General features: G+C 62.6%; 19 protein-coding genes. 7 read left to right on the top strand and 12 right to left on the bottom strand.

Features of this window, described 5'->3' with window-relative positions; genetic code table 11:
• Positions 1 to 121: 121 nt before the first annotated feature.
• Positions 122 to 2,134 (bottom strand): non-ribosomal peptide synthetase, encoded by a 2,013-nt coding sequence (locus tag IPF49_11365; GenBank protein ID MBK6288213.1) that lies wholly within the window; start codon positions 2,132 to 2,134, stop codon positions 122 to 124.
• Positions 2,131 to 3,009: a hypothetical protein gene (locus tag IPF49_11370; GenBank protein ID MBK6288214.1), complete on the bottom strand. Its 879-nt coding sequence runs from the start codon at positions 3,007 to 3,009 to the stop codon at positions 2,131 to 2,133. Before IPF49_11370 ends, IPF49_11365 begins: the two co-directional genes overlap by 4 nt.
• Before the next feature lie 475 nt (positions 3,010 to 3,484).
• On the opposite strand from IPF49_11370, the gene IPF49_11375 reads away from it, so the two are divergent.
• Both IPF49_11375 and IPF49_11380 read left to right on the top strand, forming a co-directional pair.
• On the top strand, positions 3,485 to 4,648 hold the full coding sequence (locus IPF49_11375) for a sulfotransferase (GenBank protein ID MBK6288215.1): 1,164 nt from the start codon (positions 3,485 to 3,487) through the stop codon (positions 4,646 to 4,648).
• A 28-nt stretch (positions 4,649 to 4,676) separates the two neighbouring features.
• Positions 4,677 to 6,089: a hypothetical protein gene (locus IPF49_11380; GenBank protein ID MBK6288216.1), complete on the top strand. Its 1,413-nt coding sequence runs from the start codon at positions 4,677 to 4,679 to the stop codon at positions 6,087 to 6,089.
• Between the two features lie 43 nt (positions 6,090 to 6,132).
• Here IPF49_11380 and IPF49_11385 read toward each other — a convergent pair whose 3' ends face one another.
• The gene (locus IPF49_11385) at positions 6,133 to 6,678 is read right to left on the bottom strand and encodes a nitroreductase family deazaflavin-dependent oxidoreductase (GenBank protein MBK6288217.1); all 546 of its coding nucleotides are present in this window, start codon (positions 6,676 to 6,678) and stop codon (positions 6,133 to 6,135) included.
• A complete protein-coding gene (locus IPF49_11390) occupies positions 6,675 to 8,126 on the bottom strand; it encodes an MmgE/PrpD family protein (GenBank protein ID MBK6288218.1) in 1,452 nt (483 codons plus the stop codon). The genes IPF49_11385 and IPF49_11390 overlap by 4 nt, the downstream gene beginning before the upstream one ends.
• A gap of 492 nt (positions 8,127 to 8,618) precedes the next feature.
• On the opposite strand from IPF49_11390, the gene IPF49_11395 reads away from it, so the two are divergent.
• Positions 8,619 to 10,994: a CoA transferase gene (locus IPF49_11395; protein MBK6288219.1), complete on the top strand. Its 2,376-nt coding sequence runs from the start codon at positions 8,619 to 8,621 to the stop codon at positions 10,992 to 10,994.
• A 39-nt stretch (positions 10,995 to 11,033) separates the two neighbouring features.
• Here IPF49_11395 and IPF49_11400 read toward each other — a convergent pair whose 3' ends face one another.
• From IPF49_11400 to IPF49_11430, 7 genes are all read right to left on the bottom strand, one after another.
• Positions 11,034 to 11,513, bottom strand: coding sequence for a hypothetical protein (locus IPF49_11400; protein MBK6288220.1), 480 nt, complete (start codon positions 11,511 to 11,513; stop codon positions 11,034 to 11,036).
• An 8-nt stretch (positions 11,514 to 11,521) separates the two neighbouring features.
• The gene (locus IPF49_11405) at positions 11,522 to 12,070 is read right to left on the bottom strand and encodes a hypothetical protein (protein ID MBK6288221.1); all 549 of its coding nucleotides are present in this window, start codon (positions 12,068 to 12,070) and stop codon (positions 11,522 to 11,524) included.
• Between the two features lie 2 nt (positions 12,071 to 12,072).
• Positions 12,073 to 13,104, bottom strand: a complete 1,032-nt coding sequence (locus IPF49_11410; GenBank protein MBK6288222.1) for a respiratory nitrate reductase subunit beta — start codon at positions 13,102 to 13,104, stop codon at positions 12,073 to 12,075.
• Positions 13,094 to 16,093, bottom strand: coding sequence for a molybdopterin-dependent oxidoreductase (locus tag IPF49_11415; GenBank protein ID MBK6288223.1), 3,000 nt, complete (start codon positions 16,091 to 16,093; stop codon positions 13,094 to 13,096). Before IPF49_11415 ends, IPF49_11410 begins: the two co-directional genes overlap by 11 nt.
• A gap of 213 nt (positions 16,094 to 16,306) precedes the next feature.
• Positions 16,307 to 17,467: a sulfotransferase gene (locus tag IPF49_11420; protein ID MBK6288224.1), complete on the bottom strand. Its 1,161-nt coding sequence runs from the start codon at positions 17,465 to 17,467 to the stop codon at positions 16,307 to 16,309.
• Positions 17,464 to 18,558: a DUF1214 domain-containing protein gene (locus tag IPF49_11425; GenBank protein MBK6288225.1), complete on the bottom strand. Its 1,095-nt coding sequence runs from the start codon at positions 18,556 to 18,558 to the stop codon at positions 17,464 to 17,466. Before IPF49_11425 ends, IPF49_11420 begins: the two co-directional genes overlap by 4 nt.
• Position 18,559: 1 nt before the next feature.
• Entirely contained in the window at positions 18,560 to 19,015 is a 456-nt protein-coding gene (locus IPF49_11430; GenBank protein ID MBK6288226.1) for a nuclear transport factor 2 family protein, read from the bottom strand.
• Between the two features lie 221 nt (positions 19,016 to 19,236).
• On the opposite strand from IPF49_11430, the gene IPF49_11435 reads away from it, so the two are divergent.
• Positions 19,237 to 20,373 (top strand): helix-turn-helix transcriptional regulator, encoded by a 1,137-nt coding sequence (locus IPF49_11435; protein ID MBK6288227.1) that lies wholly within the window; start codon positions 19,237 to 19,239, stop codon positions 20,371 to 20,373.
• 10 nt (positions 20,374 to 20,383) lie between these two features.
• On the opposite strand, the gene IPF49_11440 is transcribed toward IPF49_11435, so the two are convergent.
• Positions 20,384 to 20,860 carry a nuclear transport factor 2 family protein gene (locus IPF49_11440; GenBank protein ID MBK6288228.1) on the bottom strand — a complete coding sequence of 159 codons (477 nt, stop codon included), beginning with the start codon at positions 20,858 to 20,860 and terminating at the stop codon, positions 20,384 to 20,386.
• A gap of 271 nt (positions 20,861 to 21,131) precedes the next feature.
• Here IPF49_11440 and IPF49_11445 point away from each other — a divergent pair, with 271 nt between their 5' ends.
• Genes IPF49_11445 through IPF49_11455 form a run of 3 tightly spaced genes read left to right on the top strand, consistent with a single transcriptional unit; the run spans position 21,132 to position 24,388 of the window.
• A complete protein-coding gene (locus tag IPF49_11445) occupies positions 21,132 to 22,106 on the top strand; it encodes a thiamine pyrophosphate-dependent dehydrogenase E1 component subunit alpha (protein ID MBK6288229.1) in 975 nt (324 codons plus the stop codon).
• Entirely contained in the window at positions 22,099 to 23,091 is a 993-nt protein-coding gene (locus tag IPF49_11450; GenBank protein MBK6288230.1) for an alpha-ketoacid dehydrogenase subunit beta, read from the top strand. The genes IPF49_11445 and IPF49_11450 overlap by 8 nt, the downstream gene beginning before the upstream one ends.
• Positions 23,092 to 23,101: 10 nt before the next feature.
• The gene (locus tag IPF49_11455; protein ID MBK6288231.1) at positions 23,102 to 24,388 is read left to right on the top strand and encodes a 2-oxo acid dehydrogenase subunit E2; all 1,287 of its coding nucleotides are present in this window, start codon (positions 23,102 to 23,104) and stop codon (positions 24,386 to 24,388) included.
• Positions 24,389 to 24,424: the final 36 nt, after the last annotated feature.

The following is a 24,424-nucleotide window of genomic DNA, read 5'->3' on the forward strand; positions in this document are numbered from 1 at the left end:
CGGCTGCTTGCCAGCCATCAAGTCCTATTCGCGCAGGAACTGGCCGGCTCGGGGACACAGGAATCGCGCCCGGCTCCATCGACGTCGGTGCGCGATGAATCGAACGCATGCGCGTCACGCGTCACGCGTCGCGCCAGCGCAGCCGCCACCATGGATTACGCGAACTTGGTGCCGCATCCTGGTGCGTGGCCGCGGGCGCCTCGTCAGACGCTGCGGTGGCTATCGCCGGAGGTGGCAGCTGTGCGGCAAACTCGGCGAGTGTCGGGTCATCGAAAATGCAGTCGAGCGATACCGGTACGCCAAAAACCTGCTCGACCTGCGACTGCATCTCCATCGCATCCAGGGAACTACCGCCAACCTGGAAGAAACGGCTGTCGGGGTCGAGTGACGCCTCCTTGAGGATTCGCGTCCAGATATCGGCCAGTGCCTGTTCCCGTCTGTCCATTCCCGTGAACTGCACAGTGCCGATGTCGCCGGCTGATCGGAGGGACCCGGCCTCCTCCAGGCGCAGATCGTGCAGCACCGCGGATTGCAGAAAATCGCGGTCGCTCAGCAATGCCGTGTTCACTTTGCCGCTGTCGGTAAGCGGCAAACCGCGAAGTGCCACGATACGTGAGGGCACCATATGGTCGGGCAGCGAGGCGCCGAGCAGCGTGCGCAGGTTCGGTATGGGCTGCTTGTTTGCCGGTACGTAGAATGCCAGAAGCTCCTTTTCGTTCATTGCGTTGTCGATTCCGACCACGCTCGCTTCCTCTATACCCTCGATCCGGCTCAGCGCCAACTCCACGGCCGGAAGTTCGACCCGAAATCCACGGATCTTCACCTGAAAGTCGCGGCGGCCCTGGTGAATCAGCGATCCATCGGGCAGCAGGCAACCGAGGTCGCCGGTCATGAAGCTGCGATTGCCGCTATCGTCCGAACCGCCGACAAATATGCCTTGGGACAGATCCTCGCGCTTCCAGTAACCGAGCGACAGGAACGGGCTGGAAACCACGATCTCACCCGATTCGCCCGGTGCGCAGGCTTTGCCTTGTTCATCGAGAATCGCCAACTCGACATCAGGCAGCGGTCGCCCGGGCGACAGGCTGCCGTCTTCGATCTGCGTGTCCCGATCATAGAATCGCGCACAGACGCTCATCGCTTCCGATGAGCCGTAACTGATCAGCAGGCGGCGGGCGGACGGGAAACGTGTGCGAAAGTGCTGGAAGTCGAGACTGGTCGTGGCCTCTCCGACCAGCCGGATCAAACGTAGCGCGGCGAAGTTCTCCTTTCCGGACAGGGTTCCGGCAAAACGGCGGAACAAGGTCACGTACAGGGTGAATACGGTGACGTGTCCCTGTTCGAGGCTATCCCGAAGTCCGGGAAAACCGCGCTTCGTGACATCGATGGTAAACACCGCGGCGCCGGCCAGGAGTGGGACGAAGATACTGGTGACCGTGCCGAAAACCGGGGGTGCAGAACAGCAGCTGATACAGTCCGTTGCGCTGATCTGCATCAGTTCGGCTTGTGAGCGGCAATAGCGCAACAGGTTGCGCTGGTTCTGGTACACGCCCTTGGGCACGCCGGTGGAGCCGCTGGTAAACACCAGGTAGGCAAACGAATCGGGCGTGACTCCCGGTCCTGGATTGGTGTCCGCGAGCGAATCGTCGAGCTCGTCGATATTGAGGATCGTGCAACTACCGCCGCTCAACTCCTCCGCCAGATGCAGATTTTCCGTGTCCGTTAGCAGTACATCGGGCTCGGCCACCGTGAGTACCTTGCGGTTCGACTCGAGCGGAAAATCCGGCGCGAGCGACGCATAGAGTCGTCCCGCCTTGAGTGCGCCGACAAGCGCGGAAATATATGCGGGAGAAACGCTGATCAGGGTGGCGACCGGACGGTGCGCATTGGCGGAAGCGCGCGCCAGCGCGTGCGCAATGCGATTTGCCCGCCGGTTCAGCACGCGGTAGCTGATACAGTCGTCCAGGGTTCTTATCGCGGGTCGATCCGGGAAGGCCTCGGCGATTGCCTCGAAACATTGTGCAACGGATTGCTCGCCCGGGGTGGTCTCGGGCAACAGCTGCAATGCCTCGGAGGCCAGGCCGGGCAGAAGCTCCTCGCGCAGCGAATCCGCGATTTTCAATTGCTGACTCATGAGTTCCATCGCAGGAAATGATCGGGTGCATAGCCGATCACATAATCGGCACCGCAGCGACGAAATCCGGAATGGATTTCATCGAAGCAATCGTTTTCATCGACCATCCCGGCTTTGGCGGCCTGTTTGATCATCATGTACTCGCCACTCACGTGGTAAACAGACAGCGGCAGCGTGGTCATCTGCCGCGCCCTGAACACGATGTCGAGATAGATCATCGCAGGCTTCACCATGACGATCGATGCACCCTGTGATTCATCAGCCGCAATCTGGTTCAGGGCTTCGGAAGGATCGGAATAGTCCGACTGGTACGCTTTGCGCTGGGCTTTCAGGGGGGACTGGATGGTACTGCGGTAAGGGCCATACAGCGCGGAAGAAAACTTCGAGCTGTACGCATGGATCCTGGTCCCGGTGTGACCGGCGCCATCCAGGGCGGATCTCAGTACGCGCACCTGCTCGTGCAACGAGAGGCAGGGCGCCACATAATCCGCGCCGGCCGCTGCAAAAGCCAAGGCGAGCTTCGCGGCGTGTGCATAGCTTTTCTCATAATTGACTTCGCCATTCTCGATGATGGTGCTGTGCCCGTCGCTGGCGTAGGGCGAGAGCCCGACGTCGGCATGAAGCGTCAGATCCTGGCGGAAGTTCTTCTTTGCCGTCTCGATGAAATTCCGGATCAAACCGCGCTCGCAGGCGAAATCGATTGATTTGTTATCGGTTGATCCAAAAACAAGGAAGTTGCTTATGCCTTTATCGAGGTGCGTTGCCAGGTACTCGATCCCCGACTCGAGGCAATGATAATTGACGGCTGCCAAAGGCGACGGCTGCTTGTCGGCAATGCCTTCCTTGAGAAACACACAAGCAATGTAATCCATCAAGCACTGACCTCGGGTGAATTGGCGCAGCCCCAAGCATAGTCAACAATTTTGACTGCGTGAGTTCGCAAGCGCCCGGGCAGCAGCCTTGTTTTGGCCGGACCGCATTCGCAAAAACCGAGCTTTAGCGGAGTTCTCCGTGGGCGTTGGCGTCACATTGAGCTATCCCAATGACTTTATTCCCGTTTCCTGAGCGCGGCGATCCGCCTCGAAATGCGCGAAACCGGGTAGTCAAGCCACCTGCGGATGGGTTCAAATGAGTCCATGAGCAACCAGTCTCCCGCTCGACGCCGCAGGGCGGTCCAGTCCCGTGCCGAGGCCACGCGCAGGGCAATTCGAGAGGCGAGCCTGCGTATCCTGCGCGACGAAGGCCCGAGGCGGCTGACGAGCAACCGCATCGTCGAGGTCGCCGGCGCGCGCTGGTCCTCGGTTAGCTGAAATCCCCGCATCCCCGGGCACACGTCGAGGTCGCTGCCGCATGATTTTCTATTTCGACTTCCTCATCTGGTTCAAGCTCATCCGCCTGGCGTCCAGGGAGTCCAACGTGCGCCAGCGCCGCGGGCTCATGAAGCTGCTGCTGCTGATCGTGCCGCTGCGCGCGCTGACGCACACGGTTTTCTTCTTTCTCGATGGCATTCTCTTCCCCGGCCTTTGGCGGGTGAAGGTGCGCGCGCCCGTGTTCGTGATCGGCCACGCGCGCAGCGGTACCACGCTGGCTCATCGCCTGCTGAGCGGCGATGAGCGCTTCTCGGTATTCAAGTATTACGAGCTGCTGCTGCCCGCGCTGACCGAGAAGAAGCTGGTGCACGCCGTTGCCTGGCTGGACAGGACACTGCTGGGCCGCCGGATCGAGCAGCGCCTGCAGGCGTGGGAGAAGCGCAAATTCGGCCCCACCCAGCACATCCACAAGATGGGCCTGAGTATTCCCGAAGAAGACGATCTGATCCTGCAGGCTTCCTGTGCCTCGGGCTTCTGGATGACCCAGTTACCTTATATGGGTGAGCTCGATTTCTTCCACATCGACCAGCGCCCGGCGCGGAGCCGCCAGCGGCTGATGCGCTTCTACCGCAACTGCGTCCGCCGTCAGCTGTACCTGAACGGCAGCGAGCGCATCCATCTCAGCAAGAACCCGGCCTGGTGCGGACGCGTGCAGACATTGATCGAAGTCTTCCCCGACGCGCGATTCGTGGTGCTGTATCGCAATCCCCACGAGACCATCCCCAGCCTGCTGAAGCTGCTGCACACGGGCTGGAAACGCCGCGGCAGCATGGAGGAGTCGCGGATCCGTGAATCGACGCGCGTGATGACGGATCTCGCCTACGAACACTACCTGTTGCCGCAACAGGTCCTGGCGCGACATCCCGCAACGCGCGTTGCCGAGATCGACTATCGCGAACTGACCGCACAGCCGCGCGCGACGATCGAGAAAGCCTATGCGGCGCTCGGTATCGATATGACGCCCCGGATGAGTGCGTATCTGGCGGCCGAGGATGCGCGTGCCCGCAAGCACGAGACCAGCCATCAATACAGCCTCGCGGAGTTCGGCCTCGAGGACCAGGAAATCCGGCGCCGGCTGGCGCCGCTGTTCGAACGCTTCGGCTGGGACGCAGACACCGCAGCGTCCGACGCCGACCCCCGATAACACCTTGCCCATCACCAGGAGAACGAACATGCCGCAACGCAAACTCCCCCCCGCCGATCCCGCAACACAGGCCGCCGCGAGCGAACTGCGCCGCGCCTGGGACGAGATGCTCGTGATGGTGGGCGAAGCCCGCAACGCGATCGACGACCCGACGCTGTGGCCACCGGATCCGAGTCGGCGCAACCTCGCGGAAGGCTACCGCTATGTGACCGGCTTCCTGTACGGCTCGATCGCGCGCAGCTTCGGGCCGACAGCGGAGTTCCCGTATTTCGTCCGCATGATCCAGCCGCTCAACCGTTCGACGATCGACAACAGCGATGCGATCTACCTGTACGCCCCGATCGACGGCAACTACAGTTACACGATCAAGGGCCGCACCGCCGACACGCGCCACTGGCGCGGCGAACCAGCCATCACGAACGGGCGCAAGGCGCCGCACTACGTGTTCCTCCAGACCGCAAGCGGTCATTCGGGCGACAGCGGCGAACTCGACGAGATGAAGCCTGGCTCGCGCGCCAATTGTGCGGTACTGGATTCCAGCCAATTGCAAGTGAGTGCCGACGGCAGCTTCGAGATTCTGCTCGCTCCGGAATGTCCTGCCGGTTACAGCGGGAATTTCATGAGCACCCGCAAGACGAAAATACGGCGCAACGCCGAGGGCGTGGAAGTCACGCGCGAATACGTGGCCGAGATGGTCGGGCTGCGCGAACTGTTTGGCGACTGGGAGCACGAGGAAGCGATGGATTTGTTCATCTACCGCAATGACCTTCTCGGTCAGCCGATGCCCGTGTACACGCCCGAGGAAGCCGCGCGCCAACTGCGCCAGGCCGGGCGCTTCACCCGCAACCAGGTGCACTTCTGGAACAAGTTCTACGGGATCACGCTGGAGGCCTATGGCGACGTCAACGGCGACGGCGAGTGCTTCATGCCGCGCAATGCGCTGAACAAGCCCAATGCCGCGTCACTCGCGACGGGCGGCGGCATGGGCACCAATATCTACGGTGGCGGCATCTTCGAGCTGACTGAAGATGAGACGATGATCATCGAGCTGCACCAGCCGATCGAGCCGGACTATATCGGCTTCTGTCTCGGCAATATGTGGGGCGAATCGCTCGATTTCAGCAACTACCAGAGCAGCCTGAACGGCGTGCAGGCACACCGGGATGCCGATAACGTGATCCGCTACGTGATCGCTCACCGTGACCCCGGCGTGCACAACTGGGTCGACACCACCGGGCAACCGGAAGGCTATATCGGCGTACGCTGGGCCTATTCGAAAATGCCCACCGAGAACCTGCCGTGGAGCGTGGTCAAGAAAGTGCCGTTCAATGAGGTGATGCAACACCTGCCGGCCGACACCCGTATGGTCACGCCGCAAGAGCGCCGGCACGCGATCGCGATCCGTCAGGAACACGTGCAGCGTCGCTATCGTCATCATTGATTTTTATTTGCTGGGCCTCCCGGCCGCTTTCCGGCAATTTGTGTCACTCACTGGCTTGGGATCGAGGCCGGATCACCACGATCGGAATGTCTCGACCAAAAGTACTGGCCCGCTCCTGATAACGTGCCACATTCGGCTTTCGTTCAACAACAATTTTGAACAAACGCTCCCGTTCTTCTCCGCCGGCAATATGGGCCGTTGCGGTTACAGGCTTGCGGTTCACCATCAGCCAGCAACGTGGCTCCTTTCTGAAATTACTCACCCATTTCGGATCCGTGGGACCACCTGCATTGGAGCCGATCACCAGGTAGTCTCCTCCATGTTCGACATACGGTAATGCAACCTTTCTGAGATCGCCGCTCTTCGCACCTATCATCGTGATCGACATCACTGGCGTATAGGGGTTGCCCCCGGCTTTTGAGTACTGATAGGACATCAACGACCAACCTGTCTTCTCAACCAGCCACAGATCGATGGCCAGGCCGCGTTTGCCGCGCAGAAGGATCATCCAGGGCTTGAAATAAGATGCAAACCGGATTTTGTCTTCAACGGTTTCCGTGCTGGCTTCCGGGTGATCCGGGTTGCTCATGCCGACACCTCCAGCAGCGGGGAAAGCTGTGTTTTGATATTGCCAACGCATTCCAGGTTTCTGACCAGGGAATACAACTTTTCCTGTTGCTGCTCCGAGAGGATGCCGTCGAGGAAATCCGCCATTTTGCATTTCACCCATCTCCAGTCGGCCCGCGTTTCCTTGCTCCACGGATCCCCCTGGTTGTGATCGGATGTGATTTCGTGGCATTCCCCGCGCACGGTAATGGCCATGACCACCCTGTTGAATCTGGGACGATGAATCGGACTATGCAACACATCCTCACGCCATCGCCTTGCCAGGCCTTCATCCGGCAGGGTACTGATGCGCAGAGCGAGCGCCCACACGGACGCATCGTTCAACACCGAGGGGTCATACCAGTCCGGTCCCCGCCGATGTCCCAGCAACGCCAGTGCCGTGATATAGGGAATATTGAAGGCACCGTGCAGCGGAGCGCGATGATCCTGCGCGATCGAAGTAGCGGGTTCCCTGAAAAAACGGGTGGAGTAGGCAATCGGATTGAGTCTGATGACGATGCTGTCGATGTCCTCGATGCTCACTTCATGTTTTTTCTGGAAATCCAGCACCGCGTCTATCGCCGCATGGGTAAACCGGCATGATGGATAGGGCTTGAGCGCCGTATCCATGATCCACCACTTCTCCGATGCGCAATCGAGCAATTCACGGTAGGCACCCATGTACCCCTGGGCTTCGAAGAAGCCCGGAATTGAATCCAGTACCTCGTGTTCACCGATGTATCCTTCCTGCGCCAGCAGTGAGGCCATCAGGCCAGCTTGGGCCACACTGCCATACGGCGCATACTTGAAAGAATTGAACTCCGAGCGACTGGACATGTTCGCCGCCTTTGGCGTAGGGGCCGTCCATCCTGCCAATCCCATCGCATTCACCATTTGCTCACGGCTTTGCCCGGCGAGACTGCTCGCCGCCACGGCGGCACCAAATGCGTCAGTGCCAGTTCCCACCAGGGGCGACCAGCGAAACTGTTCACCATCGTACTCCATCAGTTTTGATGCCAGATTCAAGCGGGCATTGATCTCGAAGCCCGCGATAAACGCCTTGAGAATATCGGCTCCCGAACTGCACAGTCTTTCCGCTTCCGCCAGCGAGGCGGCGAGCACAATCGCGGCAAAGTGGGCTGCGTTGTAGAATGTTTCATCGGCATCGAGCGCATTCATCATCTCCGCGTTTGCATAGGCTGCATTCGCCGATGCCACCTTCTGTTCCAAACCGAAAACGGTGGCATCAGCCGGTCCCGCAAGTCGGGCGGCGACGCGCCGGGTGATCGCGCTCCGCTCCAGGCGGCATGCCGCGAGCCCGCAGACCAAGGTGTCCAGAAACACGATTTTCGCGTAGTCGAGAACCTCGACAGGCAGGTCGGCAAGCCTGATGGCCAAAGCGTATTCGGCAAATTTCTCCAGCTGTCCCATGGCCTCGCTGCTCCTCGTCAATTGTGGAGCAAGTATCCCCGAGATTGCCGCGGCACACTTGCTTTTCTTGCATGATTCCAGGAATCAATCGTGACCTTTCGAGGATGGCGATTGCCTGTTCCTGTTTCCCCCGTGCGAGAGCAATGCGCAATTCCGTGTGCGCGCCTGAACCAAAGCCCCGACCGCTGTCCGTGATAAGCACGACGCGAACATCGTCATCATGATAGCGTTGGCAAAAGTCAGGTATCGAGCCAATAGGGTCATTGCCGCTTTATGTGTACCGCCAATGGCATACCTTCGTTTCGTGGCCGGTGGGGGCAGGCGTTCCCCTGGCGGGCGCCATTCGCGACCAGACCGGGAGCTACAACTCCGCGTTCTTGCTGTTTATGGTCCTGCTGGCGATGTCACTCCTGCTGCTGCCCGCGATCCGGCATCCGGATCGCTCCCAGGCCGTTGTGGTGAAATGATCGTGGCAATAGCAGGTAAACGAATGTGAGTTCGTCTGAAAAGCAGTATCCGGTGCAAGGTCTGTGCGTGCTTGATTTGAGCCAGACGCTGGCCGGCGCCTATGCAAGCAAGATGCTCAGTGATGTGGGTGGCGAAGTGATTATCGTGGAGCCCCCCGGGGGCGATCACTTGCGACATTGGAAAAAATCCGCCTTGCTGGGTTTGTCCGACCCGCTGTCACCCGGGGAAGATGGCGCGCTGTTTCACTACTTGCATGGCAACAAGAAAAGCGTCGTGATCGACAAGAGCAGTGAAATTGACCAACAGCGTCTGGCGGATTTGTGTGCTGGCGCCGACCTGGTTATCTGCGATTCACGCTCCGGGCTGCTGGCCTCATACCATTTGGATAGCGAGCGATTAAGAGCCAATAACCCGAGGCTGTCGATTGTCGAAATAAGCGCTTACGGGCGCGATGAGCCGGGAGTTGCCACGGAGTTCACCCTTCAGGCCGAGGTCGGCAGTACTGATTCTCGTGGTTATGCCGATCGATTGCCGGTCGCCGCGGGGGGGCAGCTGGGCGAGTATCTCGTTGCCAGTTTCACGGCCGTGGCTGCCTTGACCGCATGGCTGCGAGCGCGCGAACAGGATAAAGGCCAGGATGTTGATCTTTCCATGTTCGAGTCGATACTGCTGAGCTTCCAGACCTACCAGTACGTTCACCAGCAACTGGAGCCTGGCGTACCCTTTCCCCGCGAGGTCGAGGTGCCCTCGGTGGAGCCCAGCAAAGATGGCTGGGTCGGTTTCTGCACGATTACAGCGCAGCAGTGGCAAGCCCTTTCGGCAATGATAGAGAGTCCCGAACTCGCCGGGCTGAGCAGCCAAAAGCAGCGATTCGAACAAATTGACCGGGTACTCGAGGCGGTTCATCGCTGGACTCGGGAGAGAACGACGGAAGAAATTCTCCAGGTCGCGGAACAATATCGGGTCCCCGCTGTGCCAGTCGGCGACGGGGAGTCGGTGTTTGGCATGTCTCACTTGCAGCAGCGCCAGGTTTTTGAAACCAACCCCGCCGGCTTTCAGCAACCGCGGGTTCCGTATCACTTCAGTGATTCGCTGACCCGGTCAGCGGGTGCGGCGCCCAAGCTCGGACAGTGCGGCGGTGCGGATTTCGAGCCGCGGAAAACCCGGGAAAACAACGGCGAACCACTGCGCTTCGACGCTGTTCGAGTGGTGGATCTGACCGCGTTCTGGGCGGGGCCGATTGTCACCGCTTACCTCGCCGGCCTCGGGGCAGAAGTCATCAAGGTTGAATCCGTCGCGCGGCCTGATGGCATGCGCTTTGCCAGCGGCTTTTTTCCGAAAGATACGCCCCTGTGGGAGTCCTCAGGCGTTGTGCATGGCGCCAACAGTGGCAAGTACGGGCTGACCCTGGATATGAGCACCGCCGCAGGACTGGATTTGCTGAAGGAACTGATCAAGACGGCTGACATCGTTATCGAAAATTTCTCTCCCCGCGTGATGGACAAGTACGGTTTGGGCTGGGAACAGGTTCAGGCCTTGAATTCCAGGGCGATCATGGTGCGCATGCCGGCCTTCGGTCTCGACGGTCCCTGGCGGGACCGAACGGGTTTTGCGATGAATATCGAGCAGGTGTCAGGCATGGCGGCATTCACGGGTTATGCCGACAGGGCTCCGCTGGTTCCGCGCGGCTGCGTGGACCCTTTGGGAGGGATGCAGGCAGCCTTTGCGACACTGTGTGCCTTGCACGCTCGACAGGAGTCCGGGAAAGGTCAGCTGATCGAAGTACCGCTACTGGAGACTGGCTTGGGCGTCGCGGCCGAACCCATCGTTGAATACAGTGCCTATGGTGCGCGTCTGGGTCGAATGGGCAACAGGGCTGCCAACAGCCTGCAGGCGATCCTGGCCTGTAACGATGGTCGATTGATCGCGCTCGCAATCGAGGATCACCCGCAGTTGATCCGGCTCATGGAACTGTTGGCCATTGCGCAACCGCGCTCATTCAGGCGCTATCGCGCAGCCGATTGGCTGCAGCATGAGTCCGATATCGTCGCCATGCTGCAGGAGTACTTTGCGAATTGCGAGGCAGAAACCGTCCTGACGGTCCTGCAGGAAAATCAGTTTGCAGTGGCACTGCTTTACAATGCCCGGGAACTGCTTTTTCATCCACGATTGGCCCGCCGGAGCTTTTTTGCCAAGCTGGGGCACCGGGCTGTAGGCCCGATTCATTACCCGAGTTTCCCCTTCAAGTTCAACGGCGAGTATCTGCCTGTCTCGAGGGCGGCTCCCTGTCTCGGCGAACATAACCAGGAAATTCTGGGTGGTGTGCTTGGGCTGAGCGATGATGAGATCGCGCAGCTTCGCAGCGACGGCGTGATTGGAGAGCGTCCGTCGTTTTGCTAGCGCAGACGCGGCCTTCCTCCCTTGCGAATCGACGAATAATCAATGCGGGTGCGCCGACGCCAATGTCACATCGGCACGAAATTGATCGAGCACCGGCCCCATCGCGGACCCCGCCGGCAAGCGCGCGAGCGCGGTATCGCACCAGGGCAACAGGTAGCGCGCGCATAATTCGCGCACCAGCACCGGCTCCGCGGCATCGATCGCGCAGGCGAACACTTCGCAGGCGACACCCAGCTGATCGGGGGGCAGGTGCACACCGTCCCAGGCCAGGTCCAGATGATCCATGACACGCAGCCAGTCTTCGCGCGTGGCGCTGCCATCGAGCCCGAGCGCCGCGTGCAGCAGCAGGGACAGGGGCGCTTGCGGGCCATGACAGCCGGTCCAGTATTCCACGCTCACCGCACTGAACGTGTCTGGCAGGCCGAGCGCAGCCCACGCCTCCTCGCGTGCTGCGGCCTCCGCCAGGGGGCTCCAGATGCGTGCCCAGGCCAGCAGTGCGAGCGCGTGTTCGTGTTCCATGCGCCGCCCTATTCGAGCGCCAGCCAGTCCGCGGTGACCGACTTCAGCCCGGCGCGCTCGCCAGCCTGTCCGCTCCAGACCGCGATCGCCAGTTTTTTCTGTGTGACCAGCGGCGCCCAGTCGTCCAGCTCGAAGCGCACCTGCCAGCGTCCCCCGGCCCACTCGCCGCGGGCACTCCAGGCCGCGGGAGCCTCGCTGCGCTGCATCGTGCCCAGGCCTTCGGCACGCATGCGCCATGGCCGTTCGCGGTCGGCGCGCCAGTAAGCCGCCTCGACCGCGTGGCCCGGCGCGCCCATGGTGAGCCACTGGGCCTCGCCGGTCTCGGGTGCCATCAGGGCGCAGGCATCGGTGAACAGGTCCGTCTCGCCGGCCGTCAGCCGGTGCGCGACCTCGCAGGCCCAGTCCACCTCGATCAGGAAGCCGCGCGCACTGCGCACTACGCTGACATTGAGCTCGGGCACCCGTGGTTCGGTGCGGTCCGCATAGGCCTTCATGATGTAGCCGCCCGGCTGCATCGCCGGAGGTGCCACGATGAGCGCAAGTTTTTTCCGGATCATGTTCAGAACACCTGGCGCGCATTCGCGTCGAGTTTGAAGTTGTCTTCCCACACGTAGGCGATCAGCGTATCCATCAATTCGCTGGGCTCGCCGCGCTTGCGCTTCTCGCGCTCGGCGACCAGCGTCGCCATTGCCGCATCCACACCGGGCCCGAACAACCCGCGCAGATATTCCAGCGGAATGCGCATCTCGGTCGTGGGGCTGCCGTCTGGCGCGAGCTTCGGCGGACTGATCGGCGGCACGTAGAATACGTTCGGGCCCAGGCCGTATTCGGGATGCAGCGGCAAGGCGACTTTCCATTCGTCCACCAGCTTCCAGATCGGACCGTTGCGGTCGTGACGGAAACCGACGTAGCGCAGCCGTCCGGGGCACTGGCGTGCGCACGCCGGGGCGACACCCTCCTCGACACGTGGCAGACAGAAAATGCATTTCGCCGCAACCTGGCGCTGGTAATCGAAATAGACCTTCTTGTACGGGCAGGCCTCGACGCAAAAACGGTAGCCGTGGCAGCGGTCCTGGTCCACCAGCACGATGCCGTCCTGCGGACGCTTGTAGATCGAGCGGCGCGGACAGGCGTCGAGGCACGCCGGATGGGTGCAGTGGTTGCACAGGCGCGGCAGGTAGAAATGGTGGTTTTCCTGCGGGTAAGCGCCCTTGCCTTCGTCCTCGTCCCAGTTCGGTCCCCATGCGGGCTTTCCGGCGGGTCGCAACCATTCCTTGTTTGGCGACGCGGCGTCGGTCGCCAACACATCGCGGTGATTGAATGTCCACGCGCGGCCATATTCGGCATCCAGGTTCGGAATGCGTCCGCGCTTCACCTCGCCTGTTTCCGTGCGCCCGCCGCTGTCGGGGTAATTCGCCGGATAGCCCTTGCCGGGCAGGGTTTCCACGTTGTTCCAGTACGCGTAATCCGTACCCTGGTCGCTGTTCCACAGCTTCTTGCAGGCGATGGTGCAGGTGTGGCAACCCAGACACTTGTTCAGATCCAGCACCATCGCGACCTGCACCTGCGGTGTCGGCACTTCATACTTCATGACCGGCTCCCGTTATCGCCACTGCGTCTGTTTGCGCCGAACCGGCCTCGAGCTCCTGCAGCTCCTGCGGCGTCAGCGCACGAATTCCGATCCGCGTGTCCTGCACGAAAGTTCCCACCTGCAGATGGTTTATCCCGAAACGCAGTTGCGAGTCACCGCCCGCCATGTGCAGCGGATTCTGGATGCCGGGAATGATCCACTTGAAACTCTCGTGGCGCGGGAACTGGTGCGGCTCCCAGGCATGGAAGTAATAAGCAACCTTCGGGCGCACCATCGTGCTGTACTTGATACGCATGAATACATGGCCGTAATCGTTGTACAGCAGCGCGAAATCACCGTCGGCAATACCGAGATCGACGCAGTCACGCGGGTTGAGCAGCATGCACGGCTCGCCACGCTGCAGACGCAGCAGCATCGGGTTGTCGCGCCATTGCGCGTGAATCGACCAGCGTGCGTGACAGGACACCATCTGGAATGGGTGGTCGCCGCCCGCCTTCGGGCTCGGCTTGTGGGTGGGCAGCGCTTCGCCCGCGTCGACGAACCAGGGGTGATCGATATAGAACTGGATGCGTCCGGTGTAGGTGGGCCAGCGCGACTTGTGTTCGGTGAACAGCGTCAGCGTGTTCAGTACCCCCTCGCCTTTCCAGTCGGGGTTGAAGGTTGCCGTCGGCAGCGTGTTGTCACCGGTGCTGACGAACTTGCTCGTGCCGTTCTTTTCCAGCTCGCTGATCTGCACTCCTCCCGCGCTCGGGCTGTCGTCGAGGATCGCCTGCGTCACTTTTTTCGCGTCCTTGGGACCGTAGGCACCGTGGTTCGAGTAGGCCTGGTGCAGTTCCTTCCAGTCCACCGTGCGCTTGCCACAGGAGTCGAAGGCCGGGATGTCGCGCTCGCGGCAGATTTCCTCGATGCGTTTCGAGAGCAGCCAAAAGATTTCCCACTCATCCTTCGACTCCCCGACCGGCGGCACGGCCGCATCGCAGTAATGCAGGTAGGGTATATAGGAAATCGTGTACTTGATGCCGACCTTCTCGTACCAGCCTGCGGCGGGCAGTACATAGTCGGAGTGCATCGCGGTGAAGCACCATTTCACATCGGTGCAGACCACGAGATCGAGCCCGGGCCAGAAATCCTCCAGCATCTTGCCGCCGCGATTGGTTCGGCGCAGCAGGTTGGCTCCGCCGGTGAACATCATCTTGGGGCCGCTTTGCGGCGCCGTGACCGGCTCCCACCCCTTCTCGCGCGCTTCGCGGTGATAATCCGCCAGTGAACGGTCGTAGTAACGCTGCGCCTCCCTTTCCAGGTCGTCCGCGATGCCCTGGCGGTCGTACATCTGGGAGGTGATCGTGGTGCGGCAAAGGATTTTCCCTTCACCTGCGCGCGCCATCTCGAACGGAATCAGGTGCGGCGACTTGCGTTTGGTCACCAGGTCGACGGTCAGATTGTAGAGATCAGTTGGCGACAGCACGCCCGCCATCATCGCGATCTTGCCGCGCAAGCCCTCGTGCTCGAGCTGCAATGCCGAGCCGAAGCCGGCCAGGTCGAACCAGCCGGTGGAATGGATGCCCGCACCCTTCTTGCCGATGGCACCTTTGAGCGCGAGACACAGCAGCTTGGTACGGTTCATCAGGTCGGAATGAACGAAGCGGTTCGAGCCCCAGCTCGAGAGGATCAAAGGCCGCTCGGCCGCGGCAAAACCGGCGGCGAATACGCGTATCTGCTCGGGATGCAAGCCGGTGACTTCCGCGGTGCGTTCGATCGTCCAGGTATCGAGCTGTTCCCTGAGCAGTGCCATCACCGGTGCGACACGCACTTCCTGCCCACCTTGCAGCTGCACGGCGAAACTGCCCTCGAGCACCGGGTCCAGCTCGCCCAGCGACAATGTCGGAGTGGGATGCCCCTCGGTTCCCGGCGCCAGTACCGGCTGTCCGGTGTGCGCGTCCCAGAAATACATCAGCTTGTGATTGCCGTCATCGACCAGGTCCGATTCGCGCAGAAACTGGCCGGTGTCGATCCGCACCAGCAGCGGCAGATCGGTCTGTTCCTTCACATAGGCCCAGTCGGCCTTGCCGCTTTCAATGATATGGCGCGCGGTGTACATGCCGAGCGCCGCATCGGCACCCGTGCCGATCGGCAGCCACTGGTCGGCGCGCATGGCGGTGGCGGTGTATTGCGGATCGATCACCACGAGCTCGGCACCGTTGTATCGTGCCTCGTAGAGAAAGTGCACGTCCGGCATCTGCGTGACGGCGGGGTTGTGCATCCACACCACGAGATAGTCCGACAGGAACCATTCGTCGGAAGAGCCACCGGCGTGCGCGAATCCGAGCGTGAGCGCGAGCCCCAGGTTCAGGTCGCCGATCTCCGCCCACATGTCGGAAAAAGTGCCGCCGGACTTCATCAGGAACTTGAATCGGCCTGCAGTGGAGGCGCCCTGGTCGAAATTGGGACCCAGGTCCTGCATCATCGATTCGGGGCCGTACTTTTGCGCCGCTTCGATGCACTTCACGGCTATCTCGTCGATTGCCTGTTCCCAGGACACCTTCTCCCATTTGCCGGAACCACGCGGCCCGACGCGTTTCAGCGGCACCGTCAGGCGGCTCGGACCGTACATCACTTCCGAATAACTGGCGCCTTTCTGGCAGCCGCGCGGATTGAAATCCGGCACCCCGGGTTCGGACTGCGTGTACATCGCGGTTTGCTCTTCGCGCATCACCACGCCGTTCTTGACGTAGAGATTCCACTCGCAGGCGCTGCGGCAGTTGGCCCACCCGTGAGAGCCCTTGGCAACGCGGTCCCAGGTCCAGCGCTCGCGGTAGAGATCCTCCCAGTTGCCGATTTTCGGTACCGTGCGCCGGGCCTGGTGTGTGGCGGCATTCGCGCGCAGGTGGAACAGTGGCAGGGACTGGCCAACGAGCGCCGTCGCGGCCATTGCGGAGAACTGCAGGAAGCGCCTGCGGTTCACGCGCGGAGCATTCTCGGATACCGGCATTCGCGGACCTCCTCGACGAGCCTGAAAGCTACCCGCACGGCGGACAGGGCGCGGTCATTATTGCGTGTGAATCGCGCGCTTTTCATGACATGGGACAAGGCCGGGTCCGTGTTTGTCGCCGGCAATATTACGATCCTGTATATATCGAAGCGATGAAACCACATGGCTGCGGCGGTTCGCATTCCATGTGGCGGCAGGGCGGATGATCCTGGCTCAGTTCTGGAGAAACCGCTGCCTGTAGGCGGCAAAGCTTTGCGCCAGCCCGGCGTCCGTATAGCCATAGTCGGCGGCCGCGTAGTGATGTGCCGCACGCTTGTCGCGCCGGTTCTCCTCCAGCCAGCTCTCCATCGCCACCTCGACCGCCGCGGTGAACGGCATGCCGATGGCGGCGTACAGCCGGCGCAGCACCTCCAGCGGCTGGTTGACGCAATCGCGATAGGCCACGTCCATGAAGCGCTCCGGGAATTGGTCCCGGATCGCCGTGGCGCGCTCGAGCGAAGCGGCGAAGCGCTCCAGGACATACGCACCGACCGCCACCGGGTCGACCGTCTCGCAGCCCAGGTGGTTCAGTGCAACGATCATGCTGGCGTACGATGGCAGGGTCTGTACCGGATCGCGGTGGGTGAGAACGATGCGTGCGTCGCGGAAGCACTCGAGCAGCAGATCCAGGTAATGCAGGTGATGGGGTGATTTCAGCAGCCACGGACCCACCTGCTCGCCCGCCCGGCGTTTCTGCCACTGCAGCAGGCGCAGCAGGCGCAGCAGGTAGCTGTAACCCGGGCGATTGTCCTGCGCCCCGAGCCAGCGTCCGAATTCCGGCACGTAATTGAATGCCTCCGGGGAGGTGCTGTAGAAGCTGTGCTCGATCAGCCCTATCTCCTCCTCGGCACCGGTGGAACTCAGCGGGTGGATCGCGGCCAGCTCCGGGCTCGTCGCGACGATCCATTTCAGCTCCGCCTCCACCTGCGCGATGCGATCATCGGGGGCGCCGGCCCGCAGGCTGTCGGGCGCGACCGGGTGGCGGACCTCGTGGAAGCGCGGAAACAGAAAACGGGTGTCGCTGGACAGCACCTTGTGCAGCATCGTGGTGCCGGTCCGCGGAAGACCCACGATGCACACCGCGACCGCGATCTCCTCGGAGTCGATTTCGGGGTGCAGCCGATAGACCTCCTCGACACGCAGCCGGTTGACCAGCAGTCCGACCAGCCGGGCATGCTGCGCCCGCAGGCCGTCAGCGCTCAGCCGTGCCTCGGTGTTCAGGGCATGGACCAGGCGCCTCAGTGGTTCGCGAAACGTGTCCGGGCCGAAGTCTTCGAGTCCGCTCGCTGCGCTGGCCTCGCGCAACAGTGCTTCCGCTTGCAGCGTCATCATCATGCTCCCCAGCGCCGTACCTCGGTCTCGAGCAGCGGGTGTTCCTGCGCCCCGATCCAGCGCCAGCACATGGTGCCGGTGCGATGTCCCGCGGTCTGGATCCAGTTCGGCCGACCCGGATCGCGATGCGCCACGTGAATCCGTACACTGCCGTCGGGCTCGTAGTGGGCCGTGTGCCTGTTGACGTGGATTCTGTGATAGCGGTAATCGAGCGACTCCATCCACCAGTTGTTCAACTGGACGTTCCAGCTCTGGCACCGCGGAATGGTCGGCGCGGTGATCACCAGCATTTCGTCATCGGCCAGGCGCCACGCGCCGTGAAAGTAGAAGATGTTCGGGTCGCCGCCAATGGCGCGGCAATAGGCCTGGTCGGCCGGCGGGAGCTGGTTCAGTGCCGGCAGGAAGCTCTCGGCCCAGTTCTCGAACAGGGCCGCGCTGCCGGATACGAAATTGCTCGCGCCCTGCAGTGCCCGGCGCAGCTGCTCGAGGCCGAGAGGCTGCGGGTATTCTCCTGCTGCCCCGAGTCGCTCGATGCTCAACTCGGCAGCTCGTTCGTTGCGCCGGTCCTGAAATGTCTGGCGTACATTGATCGAATTGGTTTCGGGGTTCATGCGCAGCCAGTTCCCTGCATGCTCATGCTGACTCACGACGAGCTCGAAACGTCCGTCGGAGCCGATGCTCATGTCACGTGCATCGATGTAGCCGGTCGTCTCCATGGTGCCGCCGGAGGCATAGCGGTTGATCACCGCGCCAAAGCCGAGATAGTCGACGGTCCCGCGGGTCCCCGTGATCAGGTAATCGTGTGCGGGATCGACCGTGCAGCTCTCGTAGCGGTTGTCAGGGTTGTCCGCCCCGAGCTTGATGGTTTCGTGCGCCGGGCAGCGAAACCGGGGAAAGAGCGGATCGCCGAATTCGATGAAACTTTCCAGTCCGCCGCGCAGCAGGCGGCTGAGGTAACGATAGCCCTCCGCGACAGTCAGTTCATCCCTGGGCGCCTTTTCGCTCAGGATCAGGGCGCCAGCCTCTCCGAGCCGCTCGCAGAATCCGCGCCAGGCCGAGCCATCGAGCAGTCGTGTGTCCGCTTCGTCCATCAGTTCATGCCTCATCGTGCTCGTGACTTGTGCTGGCCTCTACGGCCTTCTGCAGCTCCGTGATGGTCTGCGGGTTGATGTACTCCCGCCAGTAGCATACTTGCCCGTCCCGGAAGCGCAGAATGCCGAGATAGCTGTTGCGATATGGCAATCCGCTGGCGAGGTGGCGGGAATCGGAGCGGTACTCCGCGATCAGTGTCTGCGGGTCGAGCAGCTCGAAGACCTGGTCGATCTGGTAGTTCAGACCAGCGAACGGGGCCTGTCCGGCATCGAAGAAGTGCCGCACTGCATCCCGACCTACCATGCGGTGCGGCATGTCCGGTATGGGCAGGTAGGGCCAGTCGCAGCAGACATCCTCGGTCATGCAGGCGAAGGCCGTATTCCAGTCCTTGCGACCCAGCGCGCCCATCATGCGCAGGAACAGCGCCTTGTTTTGCTCCCTCGGCATTTCCTGGTTCATCGCTGCGGATCCTCGGGCCTGGTCCATGGAAAGGAGTCTGCCGGCGTCCGGCATAGCGTGGCTTCATCCGAAAGGGTGAGGCCGGGTCGATGTCGACGCAAGGCCAATTCGCCGGCAACCGCGAGACCCTCGCCACGACCCCGGGCGAGGGGTAGTATGCACCGGGCGGGCGTGCGATCAGGCATATAAACAAAAATCGATATGCTGCGGGAGGAACGGCTATGGGAGCGGCAACCAGGCTGCGCGGGTTCAGCGATCTCGTGGGTCTTGCCTACCAGGGCGTTGAGGATTCGGCGTCCTGGAAGACCCTGATGAGTCAGTTGAGCGAGCTTACCGCATCGCACGATGCCTCGATGGTCATTTGCTCGGCCTCCGCGCCGGGAATCTATTGCCTGATTACCGATAATGACGATCCGAAGTTGACCGGCAGCGAGCACGTCAACGGCGTGATGTCGGTGAACGTGTTGCTCGACTTGCCGCAGCCCGCAGCGAGCACTCCCGACGAACTCATGTCCGAAGGGGCGTTCCTGCGCACGCCCCTGTACCAGAACTTCCTCAAGCCGGCCAACATCCGCTACCTGCTCGGACTCGACGTGATGCGCGATGACATACTGCACGTGAAGCTCTCGGTCGAGCGCACCGCGGATCAGCCGCCGTTCAGCCTGCGCGAGCGCGAGTTGATCGATCTGATTGCGCCGCACCTGCAGCGCGCGATCCACCTGCGGGAGCAACACGCCAACGGCGCCCACATGCGCTATTTCTTCGAGGAGGCGATGGCCAAGCTCGCCATCGGCAGCCTGATGCTGGATGCGCGCGGGCGCGTGCTGTCGATGAACGCCTGGGCGCGGCAGTTGATCGAACAGAACGAGGTGCTGGTGATGCGCAACGGCCGTCTGCGCGCGATCGACAGCGTGGACGGACGGGCGCTCAACAAGGCGATCGACCTGGCGCTGGCAGCGCACCACAACAACTTGCGCTGCCAGCGCGGGGTGGGCCTGCGTCTCGAAGCGAGGCCGGGCATGGCACTTCTCGACGTGGTGGTGAAACCCCTGATCTGCGATCCGTTGCTGGAGGCGCGCGATACGCCCGCCGTGGTCGTCTACCTCAACGATTGCCGTCACCCCGGCATCGAACTCGATCCCGCGGTACTGGCCGGCATGTACGGACTCACCCCCTGCGAGAGCCAGTTGAGCGCACTGCTTGCCAAGGGCATCAGTCTCGACGAAGCGTCGATGCGTCTCAAGGTCAGCATCAATACCGTCAAGACCCACCTGCGCGGCATCTACGAAAAACTTGGCACCAACAAGCAGGCACAGATCGTCGCCCGCCTGAACCATTCCAGCGCGCGCTTGCTGTAGGGCCTGCGCCTCAGCCCACCAGCAGTTCGAGGCCCGGCAATTCGCGACGGTTGAAGCTCTGCTCCATGACCCTGCGGTAACCGGTGCGCGCGATGAGCCAGCGGCCGTTCGTCCGGCGGTAGCCGTCCTCGTAATACGCGAACATCTCGAGTTGCTGCTGCGAGTGCTTGTCGAGGAAGAAGTGGTACATCGCCCAGATGCCGGTTGCCTCGTCCCGGGTGCTGAACTCGATTTCGGGCATCGTGACATGCCAGTAGCCGAGGATGTGTGTCTGCGCCGCATCGTGCGAATCGCGCAGGAAGCGCAGCAGGTCCGCGCGGTTGGAAAAAGCGTACTTGCCGTCCGAGTACGAGGTGCTCACGTCCTCGGTCATCAGGCCCTCCAACTCGTCCCATCGCGATTGCGTCATGTAGCGGATATAGCGGTGCTTGAGGGTCTTGATGGCTTCCAGGTCCAGGAGGCGGGCAATCGCTTCGGAGTCGGTCATCACGGAGGTCCTTCAGCAGTGGGTTTGCAGGCCGCCACGATTATCAAGTCACCCGCCCCCGTTCGATTCATCTGCCGGAATGAGACGGGCAACGGTGTGCGCACAATGGCGTTGCCACCGTCCTCGATCGGAACACACACCCGGTGGCGGTCGCGTCGGCACTCCTCTCGGGCTCCATCGACGATCGAGGTCTTCGTCTGATCGGATGAGGACAGGGCGCGTGATTCGCGCGATGGTGCCACCTATCGCAAGCCCGCTTGAGAAAGTGTAAATGGAACTTCCGATCCCCGGCCCGGGACCCCGGTCACCGGCCGATGCCGATTTTCTCGATGCGCTGTTTCATCGCATGGCCGTGGCGCGCGCCATCGAGATACGTATGGAGCGCCACACCCGCGAACAGCGCTTTTCCGGCTGGTGGCACCCGGGCGAGGGGCAGGAGGCAGCGGGCATCGGTGCCAGCGCCGCGATGCGTCGCGACGATTACCTGTTCTACCAGGGCCGTGGCACGGCCTGGGCGATCGGCAAGGGCATGGCACCGGACCCGATTTTCGGCGACCTGCTCGGCAAGGTCACGGGCGCCACTCGCGGCAAGGGTGGCGGCGTGCCGCATTGGGCGGATTACTCGATCGGCGTGATGGGCGAGGGTGCGACACTCGGCAGCGTGTACCCGCTGGCTGCCGGTGCGGCGCTCGCGGCGAAGCTGCGCCGTACCGGCCAGGTCGCACTGGCGAATTTCGGCGATGGCACGGCCGCGCGTGGCACCTTCCACGAGACACTCGTCCACGCGGCGGCGTGGAAGTTGCCACTGATCTATTTCTGCGAGAACAACGGCCTGCTTGTCGGTACCACTTTGCGCAGCGTGAGTCCTACCGAGAACATTGCCGATTACGCGTCCGGCTATGGCATCCCCGGCGTGATCGTCGATGGCCAGGATGCGGTGGCGGTGTACGAGGCAACGGCGGTCGCGATCGCACGCGCTCGCGCCGGAGAGGGTCCGACGCTGATCGAGGCCAAGGTGTTCCGGCGCCGTGGACACTATGCGGGTGACCCGCAAAAGTACCGCCCTGGTGACTATGCGCAAGATTATCGCGATCCGCTGGAACTGCTCGGGGCCCGCCTTGCACCACAGGCCGCGGCCAGGCTGCGGGCCGCGGCCGAAGCGCAGGTACAGACCGCGTACGAGGCCGCCATGGCCGCCGCGGATCCAGACCCCTCTGTCATTTACCGGGACCTCTACCATGGCTGAGCAAGGCACCGTGACGATGGCCTACAACGCGGCCATGGGCCTCGCGTTGATCGAGGAGATGCACCGCGACGAACGGATCTTCGTGCTCGGGCAGGGGGTCGCGACCGGTGGCTGGTTCGGCGCCGAGAAAGGGCTCGCCGATGAGTTCGGCCACGAACGGGTGATCGACAGCAATATCGCCGAGGCCTTCGAGGCGGGTCTTGCCGCGGGTGCCGCCATTGCCGGGATGAAGCCGGTCATCAACATGGGGTTTGGCGATTTCGCGCTGATCGCCGGTGACGAGATTTTCCAGAAACTCGGCAAGTGGCGCTACATGCACGGGCTCGATGTGCCGATGAGCGCGGTCATCATCTTCCCGATCGGCGTGATGGGCGGTGCGGGTCCGGAGCACTCCAGTTGTCCGGAGGTGCTCGGCATGCATTTTCCCGGGCTCAAGGTCGTGGTGCCCGCGACCGCGGCCGATGCCAAGGGTCTGATGAGCGCAGCCCTGCGCGAGCCGAACCCGGTGCTGTTCCACAGCGTCAACAGCCTCGGATTCCAGCGCGGGGAGGTACCGCTCGATCCCGACTTCGTGGTGCCGATCGGCAAGGGCGTGGTGCGCCGCACGGGTTCGGCGTTCACGCTCGTCACCTATGGCTCCATGGTCGAGCGCTCGCTCGCGGCCGCGGAGCGCCTCGCCGCGCAAGGCATCGAGGCCGAGGTGATCGACCTGCGCTCGCTGGTGCCGCTGGACTGGGAGCTCGTGCTCGACTCGGTACGGCGCACCCACCGCGCGCTGATCGTGCATGAAGCCGCAAAGACCGCCGGCCCCGGAGCCGAGATCGCGGCACAGATCCAGGAGCGCGTCTTCTTCGAACTGGAGGCACCGATCCTGCGGGTTGCCGCGAAGGACGTGCCACTGCCGCAGCACGGCGAGCTGGAGCAGTTGTGCATTCCGTCAGTCGACGAGATCGCCGCGGCCGCACGCCACCTTTGCGCAATCTGAGGGCTGCACGATGTCTGATCTGCAGGAGCTGCGCATTCCGCACATGGGATCGGTCGAGAATGCGCGCCTGGTCGCATGGCATGTGGATGAGGGTGCGGAGTTTGCGGTTGGCCAGCTGCTCTACGAGGTGGAGACCGACAAGACGCTCACCGATGTCTCTGCAATCGATGCTGGCGTGCTGGTGCGTCGCGCGGCGGGCGAGGGTGAGGAACTCAAAGTCGGTGACCTGGTCGGCTGGTGGGTGCAGCCGGGAACGGGCCAGGAAGCAATTGCGGCCGCATTGACCCTGATCGCAGAGCCATCTTCCGCAGCACGAGCATCGGTCCGGGAGCAGTCCGGTGCCGGGTCAAAGCCGCACCTGGGGCTGGAGTCGAGGGACGGCCAGGAGATGCCAGACGGTAAGCCCGGTGCCGGGCTTTCTCCGCGCGTGCGGCAACTGGCGCGCGAGAACGGCGTTGAGCTGACGACGCTGCGCGGGAGCGGCCCCGGAGGACGCATCACCGGCGAGGACGTGCTGCAGGCGGCCGCGCAACACCGCGCGACGCCGGTGTCCGCGGCGAGTGGCGAACCCGCGCGCCCGGCCGGTTACGAGACCTTGCCATGCGAGGCACGCCCCAACAGCCTGCGCCGGCGCACCATCGCGCGGCGTCTCGCTGAATCCGCGCGCACGATGCCCCAGCTCACTGCGGACATGCAGGTCGATCTCGGCAATCTCCTGGCGGCGCGCTCGCGCCTCAATGCGGCGGAGCAGGCGGCCGGTCGCGCATCGGTATCGGTGCTGAGTTTCGTTGCGGCCGCGGTGTGCAGGCTGCTGCCGCAACACGCGGAGCTCAACGCGACCTATGCGGACACGCACATGCTGCTGTGGCGGGTGGTCAATCTCGGCGTGGCCGTGGATACGCCCGAGGGTCTGGTGGTTCCGGTGCTGCGCGATGCGGGCCGATTGTCACTGCCGGAACTGAATGCGGCGATTACCGCGCTCGCCTCGCGTGCCCGGGCAGGCGAGCTGCGGGCGGAGGAACTGGAGGGCGGTACGTTCACGATTTCGAACCCCGGCTCGCTCGGGCCGGTGCTGCGCGCGCAAGCGATTCTCAACCCGCCCCAGGTCGCGTTGCTCGGCTTGCCGGGCATGCGCCGCGCCCCTGTTGCGATCGACGACGGTTCCGGTGGTTACTGCGTCGAGGTGCGACCGCTGCTGTGCCCGTCGCTCACCTTCGATCACCGCGCGCTGGACGGAGGCCAGGTGATCCGATTCCTGAATGCGTTGAAAGAGGAACTCGAATGCCGGCCGGGGTGAGCTTCGATTTCCCGGGCTGCGGCGTTGCCAGGAGGG

Source organism: Gammaproteobacteria bacterium (genome assembly GCA_016705365.1).
Classification (GTDB): Bacteria; Pseudomonadota; Gammaproteobacteria; order Pseudomonadales; family UBA5518; genus UBA5518.